Source organism: Marinobacter sp. 1-4A, assembly GCF_016597725.1.
Taxonomy (GTDB): Bacteria; Pseudomonadota; Gammaproteobacteria; order Pseudomonadales; family Oleiphilaceae; genus Marinobacter.
In genome coordinates this window covers 73,205-90,206 of sequence record NZ_VCGY01000004.1, presented here as the reverse complement: position 1 = coordinate 90,206, position 17,002 = coordinate 73,205, and the positions used below count along the sequence as shown (strand labels likewise).

12 protein-coding genes are annotated in these 17,002 nt (G+C 51.9%); 2 read left to right on the top strand and 10 right to left on the bottom strand.

Translation table 11 applies throughout. The features are described from left to right. Positions 1 to 64: 64 nt before the first annotated feature. From sucD to sdhC, 9 genes are all read right to left on the bottom strand, one after another. Positions 65 to 937 (bottom strand): succinate--CoA ligase subunit alpha, encoded by an 873-nt coding sequence (gene sucD, locus FE845_RS10235; protein WP_200364173.1) that lies wholly within the window; start codon positions 935 to 937, stop codon positions 65 to 67. Further along, positions 937 to 2,103, bottom strand: coding sequence for an ADP-forming succinate--CoA ligase subunit beta (sucC, locus tag FE845_RS10230; protein ID WP_200364171.1), 1,167 nt, complete (start codon positions 2,101 to 2,103; stop codon positions 937 to 939). The genes sucD and sucC overlap by 1 nt, the downstream gene beginning before the upstream one ends. Before the next feature lie 195 nt (positions 2,104 to 2,298). Then, positions 2,299 to 3,741, bottom strand: coding sequence for a dihydrolipoyl dehydrogenase (gene lpdA / locus FE845_RS10225; protein ID WP_200364169.1), 1,443 nt, complete (start codon positions 3,739 to 3,741; stop codon positions 2,299 to 2,301). A gap of 35 nt (positions 3,742 to 3,776) precedes the next feature. Next, on the bottom strand, positions 3,777 to 5,009 hold the full coding sequence (odhB, locus tag FE845_RS10220; protein WP_200364167.1) for a 2-oxoglutarate dehydrogenase complex dihydrolipoyllysine-residue succinyltransferase: 1,233 nt from the start codon (positions 5,007 to 5,009) through the stop codon (positions 3,777 to 3,779). Between the two features lie 25 nt (positions 5,010 to 5,034). Further along, on the bottom strand, positions 5,035 to 7,872 hold the full coding sequence (locus FE845_RS10215; RefSeq protein WP_200364165.1) for a 2-oxoglutarate dehydrogenase E1 component: 2,838 nt from the start codon (positions 7,870 to 7,872) through the stop codon (positions 5,035 to 5,037). Between the two features lie 314 nt (positions 7,873 to 8,186). Further along, positions 8,187 to 8,891, bottom strand: coding sequence for a succinate dehydrogenase iron-sulfur subunit (locus tag FE845_RS10210; RefSeq protein ID WP_200364163.1), 705 nt, complete (start codon positions 8,889 to 8,891; stop codon positions 8,187 to 8,189). Positions 8,892 to 8,905: 14 nt separating this feature from the next. Beyond that, the gene (sdhA, locus tag FE845_RS10205) at positions 8,906 to 10,678 is read right to left on the bottom strand and encodes a succinate dehydrogenase flavoprotein subunit (RefSeq protein ID WP_200364160.1); all 1,773 of its coding nucleotides are present in this window, start codon (positions 10,676 to 10,678) and stop codon (positions 8,906 to 8,908) included. 3 nt (positions 10,679 to 10,681) lie between these two features. Further along, positions 10,682 to 11,023, bottom strand: a complete 342-nt coding sequence (gene sdhD / locus FE845_RS10200) for a succinate dehydrogenase, hydrophobic membrane anchor protein (RefSeq protein WP_200364721.1) — start codon at positions 11,021 to 11,023, stop codon at positions 10,682 to 10,684. Continuing rightward, on the bottom strand, positions 11,020 to 11,397 hold the full coding sequence (sdhC, locus tag FE845_RS10195) for a succinate dehydrogenase, cytochrome b556 subunit (protein WP_200364158.1): 378 nt from the start codon (positions 11,395 to 11,397) through the stop codon (positions 11,020 to 11,022). Before sdhC ends, sdhD begins: the two co-directional genes overlap by 4 nt. Positions 11,398 to 11,874: 477 nt before the next feature. On the opposite strand from sdhC, the gene gltA reads away from it, so the two are divergent. Further along, positions 11,875 to 13,149: a citrate synthase gene (gene gltA / locus FE845_RS10190; protein WP_200364156.1), complete on the top strand. Its 1,275-nt coding sequence runs from the start codon at positions 11,875 to 11,877 to the stop codon at positions 13,147 to 13,149. A gap of 136 nt (positions 13,150 to 13,285) precedes the next feature. Next, positions 13,286 to 14,167 carry an NAD(P)-dependent oxidoreductase gene (locus tag FE845_RS10185; protein WP_200364154.1) on the top strand — a complete coding sequence of 294 codons (882 nt, stop codon included), beginning with the start codon at positions 13,286 to 13,288 and terminating at the stop codon, positions 14,165 to 14,167. Positions 14,168 to 14,241: 74 nt separating this feature from the next. On the opposite strand, the gene topA is transcribed toward FE845_RS10185, so the two are convergent. Next, positions 14,242 to 16,881: a type I DNA topoisomerase gene (gene topA / locus FE845_RS10180; protein ID WP_200364152.1), complete on the bottom strand. Its 2,640-nt coding sequence runs from the start codon at positions 16,879 to 16,881 to the stop codon at positions 14,242 to 14,244. Positions 16,882 to 17,002 lie beyond the last annotated feature (121 nt).

The window sequence follows — 17,002 nt, the reverse complement described above, 5'->3', positions numbered from 1 at the left end:
CATTATAAATAAAAAACCCCCGCTCTGCAGAACAGAAACGGGGGTTTTGTTGAAAGAAACCAGCTTACCAGCCAGTTACTTCCTTCAGAGCCTTACCAATCTCGGCCAAACTGCGCACGGTTTTAACACCTGCGTCGTTCAGAGCTGCAAACTTTTCGTCCGCAGTGCCCTTACCACCAGAGATGATAGCGCCTGCGTGGCCCATACGCTTACCTGGAGGTGCTGTAACACCGGCAATGTAGGCAACCACTGGCTTAGTGACATTTTCTTTGATGAACGCAGCCGCTTCTTCTTCCGCGGTACCGCCGATCTCACCAATCATCACAATCGCTTCTGTCTGCGGATCATTCTGCAGCAACTGTAGGATATCGATGAAGTTGGAACCCGGAATCGGGTCACCGCCGATGCCGACACAGGTAGACTGACCATAGCCAAAGTCAGTGGTCTGCTTGACCGCTTCGTAAGTCAAGGTGCCAGAACGGGATACAATACCAACCTTGCCAGGCTTATGGATATGCCCTGGCATAATACCGATCTTGCACTCACCCGGCGTGATAACGCCCGGGCAATTTGGACCGATCATACGCACGCCTTTGCGATCAACGTATTCTTTGGCGTACAGCATATCGATGGTCGGAATACCTTCCGTGATGCACACAATCAGCTCTAGGCCCGCATCAGCCGCTTCAATGATCGCGTCTTTACAGAAAGGTGCAGGAACGTAGATTACGGTCGCCTGGGCTCCGGTTTTTTCTACAGCTTCACGCACGGTATTGAATACCGGCAATCCCAAATGCTCAGTACCGCCCTTACCCGGGCTTACGCCACCAACCATTTTGGTGCCGTATTCAATCGCCTGTTCAGAGTGAAAGGTACCCTGTGCGCCGGTAAAGCCTTGGCAGATAACTTTGGTGTCTTTATTAATCAGGATGCTCATTATTTACCCCCTGCGGCTTTAACAACTTGCTCTGCAGCATCCGCCAGACTGGTGGCGGCGATAATGTTCAGGCCACTCTCGGCAAGAACCTTGGTGCCTTTCTCAGCGTTGTTGCCTTCAAGACGCACAACCACAGGAACTTTAACGCCCACTTCTTTAACCGCACCAATAATGCCTTCCGCGATCATGTCACAGCGCACAATACCACCGAAGATGTTTACCAGAACGGCTTGTACTGCGTCGTCGGAAAGAATGATCTTAAACGCCTCTGAAACGCGTTCTTTCGTTGCACCGCCACCAACGTCCAAGAAGTTGGCAGGACGACCACCGGAGAGCTTGATAATGTCCATGGTTCCCATGGCAAGACCGGCGCCGTTAACCATGCAGCCAATGTTTCCATCAAGCGCCACATAGTTGAGTTCCCACTTGGCAGCTTCCGCTTCGCGGGAGTCTTCCTGAGAGGGATCGTGCATTTCCTGAATCTTTTTCTGGCGATACAGTGCGTTGCCATCAACACCAATTTTGGCGTCTAGACAGTGCAAGTCACCGGCTGGAGTGATAACTAGCGGGTTAATTTCCAGCAGAGCTAGGTCACGCTCTTCAAACAACTTTGCCAGACCCATGAAAATCTTGGTGAACTGGCCAATCTGCTTACCTTCCAGACCAAGTTTGAACGCCAGTTCACGGCCTTGGTATGGCTGTGCGCCAACTAAAGGATCAATTTCTGCTCTCAGGATTTTTTCCGGAGTTTCTTCGGCAACCGTCTCGATCTCAACACCACCTTCGGTGGAGGCCATAAAGACGATACGGCGGCTACCACGGTCAACAACCGCACCCAAGTAAAGTTCCTGATCGATATCGGTCAAGGACTCAACCAGAATTTTGCTTACTGGCTGACCGTTTTCATCGGTCTGATAGGTAACTAGATTCTTGCCCAGCCACTTTTCAGCAAACTCACGAATCTCGTCTTTGCTTTTAACCAGCTTTACACCGCCAGCCTTACCACGACCACCGGCGTGCACCTGAGCTTTAACCACCCATGCATCGCCGCCAATTTCATCAGCGGCTGCAACCGCATCTTTCGGAGTATCACAGGCAATGCCTTGGGATACGGGCAGGCCATATTCAGCAAAAAGCTGCTTGCCCTGATATTCATGCAAATTCATAGTTAATGTCCCGCTATTTGATGGAGGATAACCACGTACGGAAGTGAACTCGCTTCTCCCCAGACAGGGAGTCTTATAGGCGAATTCTGTTCGGTGAGCAGGGGATCACCTCAGCTCACCACGATCGCAAACGGAAATCAGCTCTTTTTATAATAAAGGGGCGCCATAATATGCGCCCCTGCTTCCTAGTTTGCGTTACTTCTTTTTGCGGCGGTTCGCAATATGAATCGCGCCACCGTTAACTGCCAAAGCTGCCTCATGCACAGACTCAGAAAGAGTCGGATGCGCAAAGCAGGTCAAGGCCAGATCTTCAGCACTTGAGCCAAACTCCATGGCAATAACACCCTGGGCAACAATCTCAGACGCCTGTGGACCTACAACATGGAAGCCCAGAATTCTGTCTGTCTTCTCGTCGGCAATAATCTTCACCATACCCGACGCAGAGTTGGCGGCCATAGCACGGCCATTAGCTGCAAACGGGAAAGTACCGACTTTGTAAGCTTCGCCTTCGGTCTTGAGTTGCTCTTCGGTTTTGCCTACCCAGGCCACTTCGGGCGAGGTGTAAATGACGTTTGGAATGCAGTCGTAATTTACCTGAGGCTTATGCCCGGCAATCCGCTCAGCAACCATAACGCCCTCTTCCGAGGCTTTATGAGCCAGCATAGGCCCACGCACCACGTCGCCTACCGCCCAAACGCCAGGCGCTTCGGTTTTGCACTTATCGTCAACGAAGATAAAGCCGCGCTCGTCCATGTTGACGCCGGAATCTGCCGCGAGCAGATTGTCGGTGTATGGTCGACGACCAACTGCCACGATCAGCTTGTCAACCTTCAGTTCCTGTTTGCCCTTGCTGTCTTCGTAGCTCACGTTGACCAGCTTGCGCTTGACCTCGGCGCCGGTTACGCGGCCACCCATAACAATATCCAAGCCCTGCTTGCGGAACTGCTTGAGAGCCTCTTTGGCAACCTGCTGGTCAACAGCTGGCAAGAAGGTGTCTTGCGCTTCCAGTACTGTGACTTCTGAACCCAAACGTGCCCAAACGCTGCCCAACTCAAGACCGATAACACCGGCGCCGATAATGCCAAGGCGCTTAGGTACTTCGTCAAATTCCAGAGCGCCTTCCGAATCAACAATATAGCCTTCGGTCATTGGTGCGGGCGGTATTTCAATAGGCTTGGAGCCTGTGGCGATAATTACGTTTTCGGCTTCGTAGGTTTTGGTCTTTCCATCTTTGTCTGTAACTTCAACCTGACGATTTGCCAACAGCTTGCCGTGGCCGTGAATGGAGGTTACGCCATTGGATTTGAACAGACCTGCGATGCCACCGGTTAGCTGCTTAACGATGCCGCTCTTGCGCTCCATCATCTTGGCGACGTCGATTTTCACATCCTTGGCGATGATGCCCTGCATTTCATAGTCGTGACTTGCTTCCTCGAACTTATGGGAAATCTCAAGCAACGCTTTTGATGGAATGCAGCCTACGTTCAAACAGGTACCACCAAGCACCTGACTTTTTCCATCTTCAGAGCTCCACGACTCGACACATGCGGTTTTGAGGCCAAGCTGCGCGGCTTTAATGGCAGCAACATAGCCACCGGGGCCAGCGCCAATGACGATTACGTCGTACTTTTCAGACATAGTTAATCCTGTTTTCCGATTCGTTAAGTGTCAGCTCACACGTCCAGCAGAATACGCGCTGGGTCCTCAAGCATGTCCTTGATGGCCACAAGGAACTGAACCGCTTCCTTGCCATCGACCATGCGGTGGTCATAAGACAGCGCAAGGTACATCATCGGGCGTATTTCCACCTTGCCGTTGACCGCCATCGGGCGCTCTTGAATTTTATGCATACCCAGAATCGCTGTTTGGGGCGGGTTCAGGATCGGCGTAGAAATCAGGGAACCAAAAATACCACCGTTAGTGATGGTAAAGGTACCGCCTGTCATATCTTCAATCGCAAGCTTGCCACCTTTCGCCTTGGTGCCGTACTCAACAATTTTCTTCTCAATATCGGCCAGACCCATTGCGTCTGTGTCACGAAGTACCGGAACAACTAGACCGCGATCAGTAGACACCGCCACGCCGATATCCTGATAGCCGTGGTAAACCATGTCGTTTCCGTCGATAGACGCGTTAACAGCTGGGAAACGCTTGAGTGCTTCGGTAGCGGCTTTAGCGAAGAAAGACATGAACCCCAGCTTGATATCGTGACGCTTTACAAAGCTGTCCTGATACTGCTTACGCATCTCCATAATGGGGCCCATATCGACCTCATTGAATGTCGTAAGCATGGCAGCGGTTTGCTGGGCATTAACCAGACGTTTGGCGATGCTAGCACGCAGGCGCGTCATGGGTACGCGCTTCTCTGGCCGTTCACCCGCAGAAACGTTAACTTCTGGCATCGCAGAAGAAGCTGCCGCTTTTGACGAACCACCTGAAGAGCTTGCGCCATCCACATGATTCTGAACATCTTCTTTGGTTACGCGACCATCTTTACCCGTGCCCTTCACTGAACTCGGGTCAACATTATTCTCTTCCGCCAACTTGCGCGCTGCCGGGCTCAGAATTGCATCACCAGAGTCTTGGCTTTGCTCTTCTTTAGCCTCGCCCTTATCGGACTGGCTTTCCTTGGTCTCTTTCTTGTCGGCGGAGCCGGAATCACCAACGGCACCCTCTTTAAACTTACCGATGACCTCACCGCTTTGGACGGTATCACCTTCACCTTTAAGGATGTCTTCAATCACGCCGTCAGCAGGTGCGACAACTTCAAGAACCACTTTATCGGTTTCGATATCGACAATCAGGTCGTCACGTGAACAGGCTTCACCGGGCTGTTTGTGCCAGGTCGCGACGGTACCCTCTGCGACCGACTCCGGGAATACGGGGGCTTTAATCTCAGTAGACATTACAGTTCCTTAGTTCGGTAGCTCGTCAGATTTCAAACGCGTCGTTAACAAGTTTTTTCTGCTGTTCAATATGTACTGACATGTGTCCTGCTGCAGGAGCAGCGGAAGCGTCACGGCCAGCATACTGAAGGTACAGTTTAGGATTCAGGCGCTGCAAAGCATTGCGCATATGGTGCTGACTACAATACCAGGCACCTTGGTTCATTGGCTCTTCCTGACACCATACAACATGCTTAAGTTTAGGATACTGCGCCAAAGTTTCATCCAAATCTTCACCCGGGAACGGATAAAGTTGCTCAATACGAACAATCGCAACGTCTTCACGCTCATCGGTTTTCTTCTTTTCCAGAAGGTCATAATAGACCTTGCCGCTGCAAAGAATAACTCGAGTAACTTTTTTCGCTTCCGGCAGGTCTTTCTCAGGAAGCACTGTCTGGAAGGTTCCTGAAGTCAGGTCGTCCAGATCAGAAGTGGCTTCCTTGTGGCGCAACAGACTCTTTGGTGTGATGGCAACCAGAGGCTTGCGCAACGGGCGCTTCACCTGACGGCGCAGCATGTGGAAGACCTGCGAGGGTGTTGTGGGCACGCACACTTGAATATTGTGTTCTGCAGAAAGCTGCAAGAAGCGTTCTAGGCGCGCAGAACTGTGCTCCGGCCCCTGCCCTTCATAGCCGTGCGGCAGCAACAGAGTGAGCCCACACAGGCGCCCCCACTTATGCTCCCCACTGGTCAAGAACTGGTCGATGACCATTTGGGCACCGTTTGCAAAATCGCCAAACTGCGCTTCCCAGATAACCAGTGCGTTCGGAGCCGTTGTTGCGTATCCGTACTCGAACGCCATCACCGCCATTTCAGAAAGCAGCGAGTCGTATATTTCAAACTTCGGCTGATCATCGGAGAGTTGCGCAAGCGCAATGTGTCTCGAGCCGTCTTTTTGGTTATGCAAAACGGCATGGCGGTGTGAGAAAGTACCACGCCCGACATCCTGACCCGTGATCCGGACGGGATGCCCCTCGTTCAACAAGGTTGCATAAGCCATGATCTCGCCATAGCCCCAGTTGATCGGGAGTGCACCAGCCGTCATTTTGTCACGGTCAGTAACAATCTTGGAAACCTGACGCTGAATACTGAACCCTTCAGGTACCTGAGTCAGTTTCTTACCCAGCTTCTGAATGGTTTTCAGTGGAACGCTGGATTTGCACTTTGCAGTCCAAGCGTGACCAAGATACGGAGCCCAGTCAACGTAGAGATCTTTATTTGGCTCTTTAACCAGCGACTTAACCACGTGCTCGCCGTTATCCAGCGCATCGCGGTATTCGTTTTCCATCTGCTTGGCTTCATCTTCGGTCACCACGCCAGCAGCAACAAGCTTCTCTGCGTATAGGGTGCGCGTGGTTTTCAGCTTGCGGATCTTTTGATACATCATCGGCTGGGTCGCGGCAGGCTCATCTGCCTCGTTGTGCCCGCGACGGCGATAGCAAACAAGATCGATAACCACATCGCCCTTAAACTCGTTGCGATAGTCCATCGCCATTTGAGTTACAAACACAACCGCATCCGGGTCGTCTGCGTTAACGTGGAGTATCGGAGCCTGAACCATCTTAGCGATGTCCGTGCAATACTCGGTAGAACGCGCGTCTTCCTGTTTGCTAGTGGTAAAGCCGACCTGATTATTGATCACGATATGAATGGTGCCGCCCACCCCGAAACCACGGGTCTGGGACATCTGGAAGGTTTCCATTACCACGCCCTGACCGGCAAAAGCCGCATCACCGTGCATAATAACCGGAACAACTTGATTGCCTTCCGTGTCTGAACGACGAGTCTGGCGCGCACGCACAGAACCTTCTACCACCGGCGATACAATTTCCAGATGAGACGGGTTAAACGCCATCGCCAGATGCACTTCACCACCCTCCGTCATAACGTTGGAGGAAAAGCCTTGGTGATATTTAACATCGCCGGAACCCGAATCGGCTAGCCGCTTACCTTCGAATTCGTCAAACAATTCTTTGGGGTTCTTGCCCAGCGTGTTGACAAGAATATTGAGGCGACCACGGTGTGCCATGCCGAGAACGATCTCCTTGGCACCATAATGACCGGCACGCTGAATAAGCTCGTCCATACACGGAATAAGGCTTTCACCGCCTTCAAGCCCGAAACGCTTAACGCCCGGATAGCGGGAGCCAAGGTACTTCTCAAGACCTTCCGCCGCCGTTAGACGCTCAAGGATATGGGTTCGGGTTTTTGCCTCAAAGCCGGGCTCGGAACGAACAGGCTCCATACGCTGCTGAAACCAGCGCTTGATGCGGGTATCAACTACATGCATGTACTCGGCGCCGATGCTGCCACAATATGTCTTGCGCAGTCCGTCGTATATATCGCCAAGTTTCATGGTGTCCGAGCCGAAGCTCAGGGAACCTGTTTGGAACTCCAGATCACGATCTGATTCTGACAAATCATGAAATGACAAATCGAGATCTTCTACCTTTGGACGCTGCCAAACACCGAGCGGATCAAGCTTTGCTTCCTGATGACCACGGAAACGATAAGCGTTGATAAGCTGAAGAACACGGATCTGCTTTTTATCGGCATCCGACGTAGCGCTAACAGGCACGCCGTTGTTTGCGAGAAAACGCTGATTGCGGGAAATGTGTTCAAACTGCTCGCGGATCGAAGAGTGAATAACGTCGCGACCCTGATAGCCGTCAACGCTTGGAAGTTTGTCAAAATAACTGCGCCACTCTTCGGGAACGGCATTTGGATCTGTCAGGTAGGTTTCAAAAAGCTGTTCAACATAGGCCAGATTTCCACCTTGCAAGTGGGACGTCTGCCATAACTGCTCCATCATGCTTTCTTGCATTTTGAATAGCTCACCTTGGGCTGGTGCGGGGGAGCCAAGTATGGTCGGCCAGGGGTAACTATCAGTCAATACGGGTTTTTACGGGATCGACTGTGGCCACCACACCCAACATGGATGTTTTCCGTTCCCCAATGATTTTTGTATTCCGCAACACCGCAAGAAAACCTGATGGGTTCCCGCTACGGCTTGCGTAGTGTGCACCCGGGTAAGACCTTTGACTATAAGCCTTTGGTTGAAGGCCCCGCAAAAATGCGAGGCCTTCCGGGGTTCCAACCTGTTCAGATCAGTATAGCGCCTGTCTGAAATCCTGCCGCTTAAGTGGCCCTATGCAACAAAAGATTTCTGATGTGGCCGATTGCCCTTGTAGGGTTGAGACCCTTCGGGCAAACGCTGACACAGTTCATGATACCCCTGCAACGGAACACACTGAACGGGTCATCCAAATCGGCAAGGCGCTCTGCTTGAGCTGTATCGCGACTATCCGCAAGAAAGCGGTAGGCCTGCAACAGCCCAGCAGGACCAATAAACTTGTCAGGATTCCACCAAAATGACGGGCAAGAGGTTGAACAGCATGCACACAGAATGCACTCGTACAAGCCATCCAGCTTTTCCCGATCTTCCGGTGACTGCAAACGCTCAATAGCAGGCGCAGGCGTATTATTTACAAGGTACGGCATAATCTTTTCGTACTGCTTGTAAAAAAGGCTCATATCTACGACCAAGTCGCGTATAACCGGCAGGCCCGGCAGTGGGCGCAGCACCAGCTTGCCATTCTTTACAACTTGCGACATAGGCGTAATGCACGCCAAGCCGTTCTTGCCGTTCATGTTCATGCCATCAGAGCCACAAACACCTTCGCGGCATGAGCGGCGGTAGGCCATGGACGAGTCCTTCTCCTTGATGAGATTAAGCACATCAAGAACCATCAGGTCTTTTCCTGCCGGAAGCTCAACTTCGACGTCCTGCATGTAAGGGGCGTTGTCAGTTTCCGGGTTATAACGGTATAGGCTTACCAACATAGTGTACGTTCCCCTTAATAAGTCCGGACTTTCGGCTGGAAGGTTTCGACAGTTTTCGGCGAAAAGTTAACGTCTCGTTTGCCGATACGCTTGTCCAGCGGGAAGTAGAGCGAGTGCTTTAGCCAGTTCTCGTCATCACGCTCGGTGAAGTCGTTGCGGGCATGAGCCCCACGGCTCTCTTTACGCTCATTTGCCGCAATGGCCGTTGCCTGCGCAACTTCAAACAGGTTATCCAACTCCAGAGCCTCAATGCGCGCAGTATTAAACGCATTGCTGGTATCGGTCAGCTTAGTATTGCGCACTCGCTCGCCAATAGCCTCCAGCTTTTTCAGGCCCTCTTCCATGCTCTTGCCATCACGGAATACCCCGAAGTAAAGCTGCATGCAGTTCTGCAGATCCTTGCGGACCTCGGCAACACTTTCACCTTCCGAAGCGCTATTCAGGCGGTCTAGTCGAGCCATGGCTCGTTTAATATCTTCTTCGGTTGCACCGTCGGTCTCAAAACCTCCGCGCAACTGCTCTTCAATGTGCAGGCCAGCCGCACGACCAAAAACAACAAGATCCAGTAGCGAGTTACCACCGAGACGGTTCGCACCGTGAACAGAAACGCACGCAGCCTCACCACACGCAAATAGACCCGGGATTGGTTGATCGTTACCGTTCTCATCTTGAGTCAATGCCTGACCGCCGACGTTCGTGGGAACACCGCCCATCATATAATGACAGGTAGGCACAACCGGAACCGGCTCTTTAACAGGGTCAACGTGGGCAAAGGTGCGAGACAGCTCACAGATACCGGGCAGACGCAGGTTCAGGGTTTCTTCACCCAGATGATCCAACTTCAGCAACACGTGATCCTTGTCTGGACCACAACCACGGCCTTCAAGAATCTCAATAACCATGGAACGCGCTACAACGTCACGACCAGCCAGATCTTTCGCGTTAGGAGCATAACGCTCCATGAAGCGCTCCCCTTCGGAGTTGATCAGGTAACCACCCTCACCCCGGCAACCTTCGGTTACCAGCGTTCCGGCACCGTAAATACCCGTTGGGTGGAACTGCCACATTTCCATATCCTGCATCGGAAAGCCCGCACGCAGAGCCATACCAATGCCGTCGCCGGTATTGATCAATGCGTTGGTTGTGGAGGCGTAAATACGACCCGCACCACCGGTCGCAAGAACCGTAGCTTTGGACTTGATGTAAGCCACTTCACCGGTTTCGATTTCAATAGCAACAACACCAACAACTTCGTTCTTGCTGTTCTTAACTAAATCAACCGCGTACCACTCGTTCAAGAAGGTAGTGCCACCTTTAAGGTTTGCCTGATACAGGGTGTGCAGCAACGCGTGGCCGGTACGGTCTGCCGCAGCGCAGGTACGAGCAGCCTGAGTGGGGTTATCCGGGCCTTTGGACTGGCCACCGAACGGACGCTGGTAAATACGGCCCTGTTCAGTACGGGAGAAAGGCAAACCCATATGCTCAAGCTCAAAAACAGCCTGAGGCCCCACAGAACACATATATTCGACAGCGTCTTGGTCGGCAATGTAATCAGACCCCTTTACGGTGTCATACATATGCCAGCGCCAGTCATCATTGGGGTCAGCACTCGCAATTGCACAGGTAATACCACCTTGGGCGGACACTGTGTGCGAACGCGTAGGAAATACTTTTGTAATACACGCGGTTTTAACACCGGATTCGGTCAACTGCAGGGCCGCTCGCATACCGGCACCGCCGCCGCCGATTACAATGGCGTCGTACGACATGGTCTTAATGTTAGACATCGATCAAAGCCCCCAAATAATCTGAATACCCCAGACCACATACACAAGAATCACCAGAATGAATGCCGCCTGAAACAGGAAGCGCTGCATTGCTGACTTGATGTAGTCGGTAGAAACGGTCCAAAGCCCGACCCAGGCATGAGCTCCAATTGAAAGCAGCGCCAACAGAGTGAAAATCTTAAACCAAGATTGATCAAACAACGCCGACCAAATTTGGAAGTCCACATCCGTTGTGGCAAAAAAGCCCAGCAAAAACAGCGTATAAAAGGCTAATACGTAAGCAGAAACCCGCTGGATGATCCAGTCTTGGATACCGTTCCGACCAATGTTGGTCACACTATTCATGCCCATACCCAGACTCCTGCCAGAACAATAAGGACAACGGAAACTACGATGGTGATCTTCGCGGCTGCGCGCCCGCTTTCAAGCTCTTCACCGATACCCATATCCATGAGCAGGTGCTTGATACCTGCCACCAGGTGATACAGTAGAGCAGACAAGATGCCCCAGGTAATCAGCTTGGCAAGGAAGCTGTTCAGCAGTTCACTAACCTGACTGAAGCCTTCTTCCCCGGATAGGGAAAGCTGAAGCCCATATAGCATGAAGGCAACACCAACAAAAATGATGATGCCGCTCACACGGTGCAATATGGACGTAATGGCTGGCAGAGGAAAATGAAACTTGCCGAGATCGAGATTTACTGGTCGTTTGCTATTCACAGCGCTCTCACACTCTCTTTTGGTACCGCAGAACCGGCGAACCGGAGGCGGTTAGTTGGTATGTAAGGATCGAATGTTCAATACGATATCGACACACGATTGGTTCAGGAGGGTGAACACCAAACAGGTAGCTTGCTATGCTCAAGCGCCCATGAAGATGAATCCCCGATTCCGGGCTAGGGATTATAAGGAGGCGCCCGTATAATTACAAACGCGCAACCCTCGCTGAAACCGCATGGGTACTGTAACAGGGCAAGCTATTAGGCGTATTGACAAATACCTTTTTTGGCCAGAAGCCGCATCATTCGTGATATCCCTGATTTACAACAAGGGAAAGATCAGAAGGTTTACCTACACTTTCATTGACAAAAAAAGCATACACCCTATATTTTGCCGCCAGTTTTGCGATAATACGCGCCTTCTCGCGCAACTATAAAGACAGCTAGCGCTGTTAAAGCTGATAAACAGGAGAGCACTATGACCGACAGGAAAGCCACGCTCTCGGTGGGTGACGAGTCCATTGAGCTACCGGTTTATTCCGGCACCGTTGGCCCTGACGTTATTGACGTTCGAGGCCTAGTCCAGAATGGCGTTTTCACGTACGACCCCGGGTTTGTCTCTACGGCATCCTGCGAGTCTGCTATCACGTACATAGATGGTGAAAACGGCGTTCTCCTGCACCGGGGATATCCGATCGAGCAACTCGCTGAGCACTCAGACTACCTAGAAGTCTGTTACTTGCTGCTCAAAGGTGAACTGCCAACTGCCGAACAAAACAAGCAGTTCCATGACACCATCAAAAACCACACCATGCTGCACGACCAGATGCGCAATTTCTTCCACGGCTTCCGCCGGGACGCGCACCCTATGGCAATCATGTGTGGTGTTGTGGGAGCGCTTTCAGCGTTTTATCACGACCAGATGGACGTTACAGACGAACATCAACGGGAAATCACCGCTCACCGCCTGATCGCAAAGATGCCAACCATTGCAGCCTGGTGCTACAAATACAGCATCGGCCAGCCATTTGTGTACCCAAGAAACGACCTCTCCTACTCGGAGAACTTTCTACAAATGATGTTTGGCGTTCCCTGCGAAACCTACAAGCCAAACCCGATTTTGGCCAAGGCGATGGATAAAATCTTCATCCTGCATGCCGACCACGAGCAAAATGCGTCAACGTCCACCGTTCGTTTGGCTGGCTCTTCCGGCGCCAACCCATATGCCTGCATAGCATCTGGCATCGCTGCACTATGGGGACCGGCTCACGGCGGCGCCAATGAGGCCGTGCTAGACATGCTTGCGGAAATCGGCGACGAGTCAAACATTGACACCTTCATTGCGAAGGCCAAGGATAAAGACGACCCCTTCCGCTTGATGGGCTTTGGTCACCGGGTATACAAAAACTTTGATCCGCGCGCCAAAGTTATGGCCGAGACCGCCCATGAAGTATTGAGCGAGCTGGGCCTTGAAAATGATCCGCTGCTGAAAATTGCTCAGCGGCTGGAACAGATTGCCTTGGAAGACGAGTACTTCGTAAAGCGCAAGCTCTACCCGAATGTGGATTTCTATTCCGGCATAATTTTGAAGGCAATCGGAATTCCGACATCCATGTTTACAGTTATTTTTGCCATGTCACGGACCATCGGCTGGTTCTCCCACTGGAACGAAATGGTGAGTGGCGATTACCGCATAGGCCGTCCGCGCCAGCTGTATACCGGCTCCCCGGCAAGAGACTACCCAAAGAAGTAACACCTTACAGCCCTGCAGACCAGAAGGCCGCTGATTTAGCGGCCTTTTTTTATGACTTTAGCAGGCGGTTCTTTTACTCCGGCAACCCACAAACTCTGTGCTAAGTTAAGCCCCACAACCCTTTAAGGAGAAGCCAATGATAACCGCAACATTTATCGGCCTTGGTGTTATGGGATACCCCATGGCAGGCCACCTCGCCGAAGCCGGACTAACCGTGCGGGTATGGAACCGCTCGCCAGAAAAATCTTTACAGTGGACCAAAGAATACTCGGGCACCGCTTGCACGAGCATCCCAGAAGCCGTTAAAGGCGCTGATTTCGTTATAACCTGTGTCGGCGCCGACAAGGATCTTATTGCTGTTTACGAGGGTGAAAATGGCATTCTCGCCCACGCCAAGCCGGGAGCCGTTTTAGTGGACCACACCACCGCTTCTGCAGGGGTCGCGGAAAGACTGGACCAAGCTGCAAACAGCAAGGGCAAGGGTTTTATAGACGCACCAGTCTCGGGAGGCCAGCAAGGCGCTCAAAAGGGCCAGTTAACCATTATGTGCGGAGGTTCGGAGGCAGACTATGGCAAGGCCCAGCCAATACTTCAGCACTATGCCAGAGCTTTGAACCTAATGGGGCCAGCAGGCAGTGGCCAGAAAACCAAAATGGTGAACCAAATTGCTATCGCAGGTCTGGTACAGGGGCTATCAGAAGCTCTGCACTTTGCCGAACAGGCCAATCTGGATGTTAAAAAGGTAGTAGATGTGATCTCCAAGGGCGCCGCCCAGTCCTGGCAGATGGAGAACCGCTCTGAAACCATGATCGATGGTGAGTTTGACCATGGATTTGCTGTGGACTGGATGCGCAAAGATCTGGGTATCTGTCTGGACGAGGCTCGCAAGGTGAATGCTTCTTTGCCTGTCACGGCTTTGGTTGATCAGTTCTATGGGGATATTCAAGAAATGGGCGGTAAGCGCTGGGATACCTCTTCGTTAATTCAGCGGCTACGCAAGTTCAGACAGTCCAAATAACATCGAATAAAAAAATGAGGTCAGAGCCTTTGCCCTGACCTCATCTTTTAATTACCACATCGTCATATCTGCTGTTATTTTTCCCGGGGCTGCCACTTTCCGTTCACATACCATGCAGACCAGCCGGTAGCTTTGCCGTCTTTTTCCGACATCACGTACTGCTCTTTCGTTTTTCTGCTGTACCGGATAACCGTGGGGTTGCCCTCAGGGTCGCGCTCCGGAGCTTCCATCAAATAATCGTGTTTGGGATCAATTTCCTTCCGGTGCGGCTTTATCTCCATAACCAAAGGTGGCCGGGTCTCACGGTTCTTCGGGAACTTACTGGCCGCCAAAAACATTCCGGACGCACCATCACGCAACACATAGGTGTCATCCACTTTCTGGCATTTGAGCTCAGGCATTGGCACCGGGTCCATTTTGGGCGGCGCAGGCTCCCCATTTTTCAAAAGCTTCCGAGTGTTTTTGCAGGTGTCACTCATGCACCCAAAATACTTGCCAAACCGGCCTGTTTTCAGCTGCATCTCAGAACCGCACTTATCACACTCTAACGTCGGGCCATCGTAGCCTTTTATACGGAAGGTGCCCTCTTCAACTTCATAGCCCGAACAGTCCGGATTGTTACCACATACATGAAGCTTATGGGTTTCATCCACCAAATAACTGTCCATAGCCGTGGAGCATTTCGGGCAACGGCGCTTTTTGCGCAGCAAGAGGGTTTCGCCCTCACCTTCAACGTCGTCATCGGCGCTGACTACTTCATCGCCTGAAATAAGGTTAATGGTTGTCTTGCAACGCTCTTTGGGAGGCAGGGAGTAACCCGAGCACCCAAGAAACACGCCAGTGCTCGCCACTCGAATCTGCATATTGCGGCCGCAAGTCGGGCATGGAATGCTGGTTTCGGTCGGATCGTTCGGGCGCATGCCACCCTCACCATCAGCCGCCTCAGCTGACTCCAACTGCTGACGGAATCGAGCATAGAAATCGTTGAGTACTTTTTTCCAGTCAACATCACCCTCTGCAATGTGATCCAGATCGCCTTCCATTTTTGCGGTAAAGTCAAAATCCATTAGATTGGAAAACGACTCGCACAGCCGGTCGGTAACGATCTCACCCATTTTCTCGGCGTAGAAGCGCCGATTCTGGAGGCGGACATACCCCCGGTCTTGAATGGTCGAGATTATTGATGCGTAAGTCGAAGGTCGGCCGATGCCCTGCTTCTCAAGCTCTTTTACCAAACTAGCTTCGGTATAGCGAGGAGCAGGTTTCGTGAAGTGCTGGCTAGGCTCAAGCTTCTCAAGACTCAAGGCCTCTCCCACCTTGATATCCGGCAAGGCCACATCTTCTTCTTTCTTAGCCGATTGGGGAGCAACCTTGAGGAAGCCCTCAAACTTGATAATACGCCCGCGTGTACGCAGTTCGTAGCCACCATTGGCCACTACGATAGAGGTGCTCAGGAATTCAGCCTCAGACATTTGACAGGCAACAAATTGACGCCAGATCAGGTCGTAAAGTTTCTCAGCATCTTTCTCCAAACCACTAATCGCAGACGCCTGCCTAGTCACTTCTGTCGGGCGAATGGCTTCGTGAGCCTCTTGAGCGCCTTCTTTACTGCCATATACCTTGGGCTTTTCCGGCAGATAGCGGTCACCAAACTGGTCTTTTATGTAATCGCGACAGCTATTAATTGCATCCTGACTCAGGTTGGTGGAATCAGTACGCATATAGGTGATGTAACCGGCCTCGTAAAGACGCTGGGCCAGCATCATGGTTTTCTTAACACTAAACCCCATGCGGTTGCTCGCTGCTTGCTGCAACGTCGAGGTGATAAACGGCGCACCCGGCCGGGATTTGGTTGGTTTGTCTTCGCGCTTTGCTACTTCAAAACTGCCAGCCTTGAGACGCTCTACGTGCTCATTGCTCTGCTGCTCGTTAACCGGGCGATAAGGCTTGTCGTTATAGCGTGTAACCTCAAAGCGCACAGGTTGAGCACTGGCTTTGGCTCCTAGACCGGCAAATAACTGCCAGTACTCTTCTGGAACAAACACTCGAATATCCCGCTCGCGCTCTGCAATTAGGCGCACCGCAACGGACTGAACCCGACCAGCAGAAAGCCCTCTAGCCAACTTGGCCCAAAGGAGCGGAGATACCATGTAACCCACCACACGATCCAAAAACCGCCGTGCTTGTTGTGCGTTTACTTGATTCGTGTCCAGACTCCCCGGGTTTTCGAAGGCCTCCTGAATCGCACGCTTGGTGATCTCATTGAACACTACACGACGGTATTTTTCAGGCTCACCACCAATGGTCTGCTTGAGGTGCCAGGCAATGGCCTCCCCTTCACGGTCAAGGTCCGTCGCGAGATAGATATGGTCAGCATTCTTAGCGAGCCGCTTTAGCTCACTTACGACCTTTTCCTTTCCTGGAAGGACTTCGTAACGCGCATTCCAATCGTTATCGGGATCTACACCCATGCGGGCGACCAGCTGCTCCCGAGCCTTGCGTTTTTTATGCGCAATTTTGTCTTCGGGGCTGAGCTTGCGAGTGACTGCCGCCTGCCTAGCACGCTCTTTAGGATCCGACTGGGATCCGCTGCCACTGACGGGAAGATCACGAATGTGCCCAACACTCGACTTCACGATGAAGTCGGAGCCTAGGTACTTGTTGATGGTCTTCGCTTTCGCTGGTGACTCGACAATTACGAGACTTTTACCCATATCGGAGATCTGTATCCTTGGCGATAAATCGGTCGGTAAATAAGCAGACCCTAAACTCGCTGTAAAATCAATCGGCTGGAAAAACTATAAGAGCCGCCATTATGTATAGGCCCACTGTTTT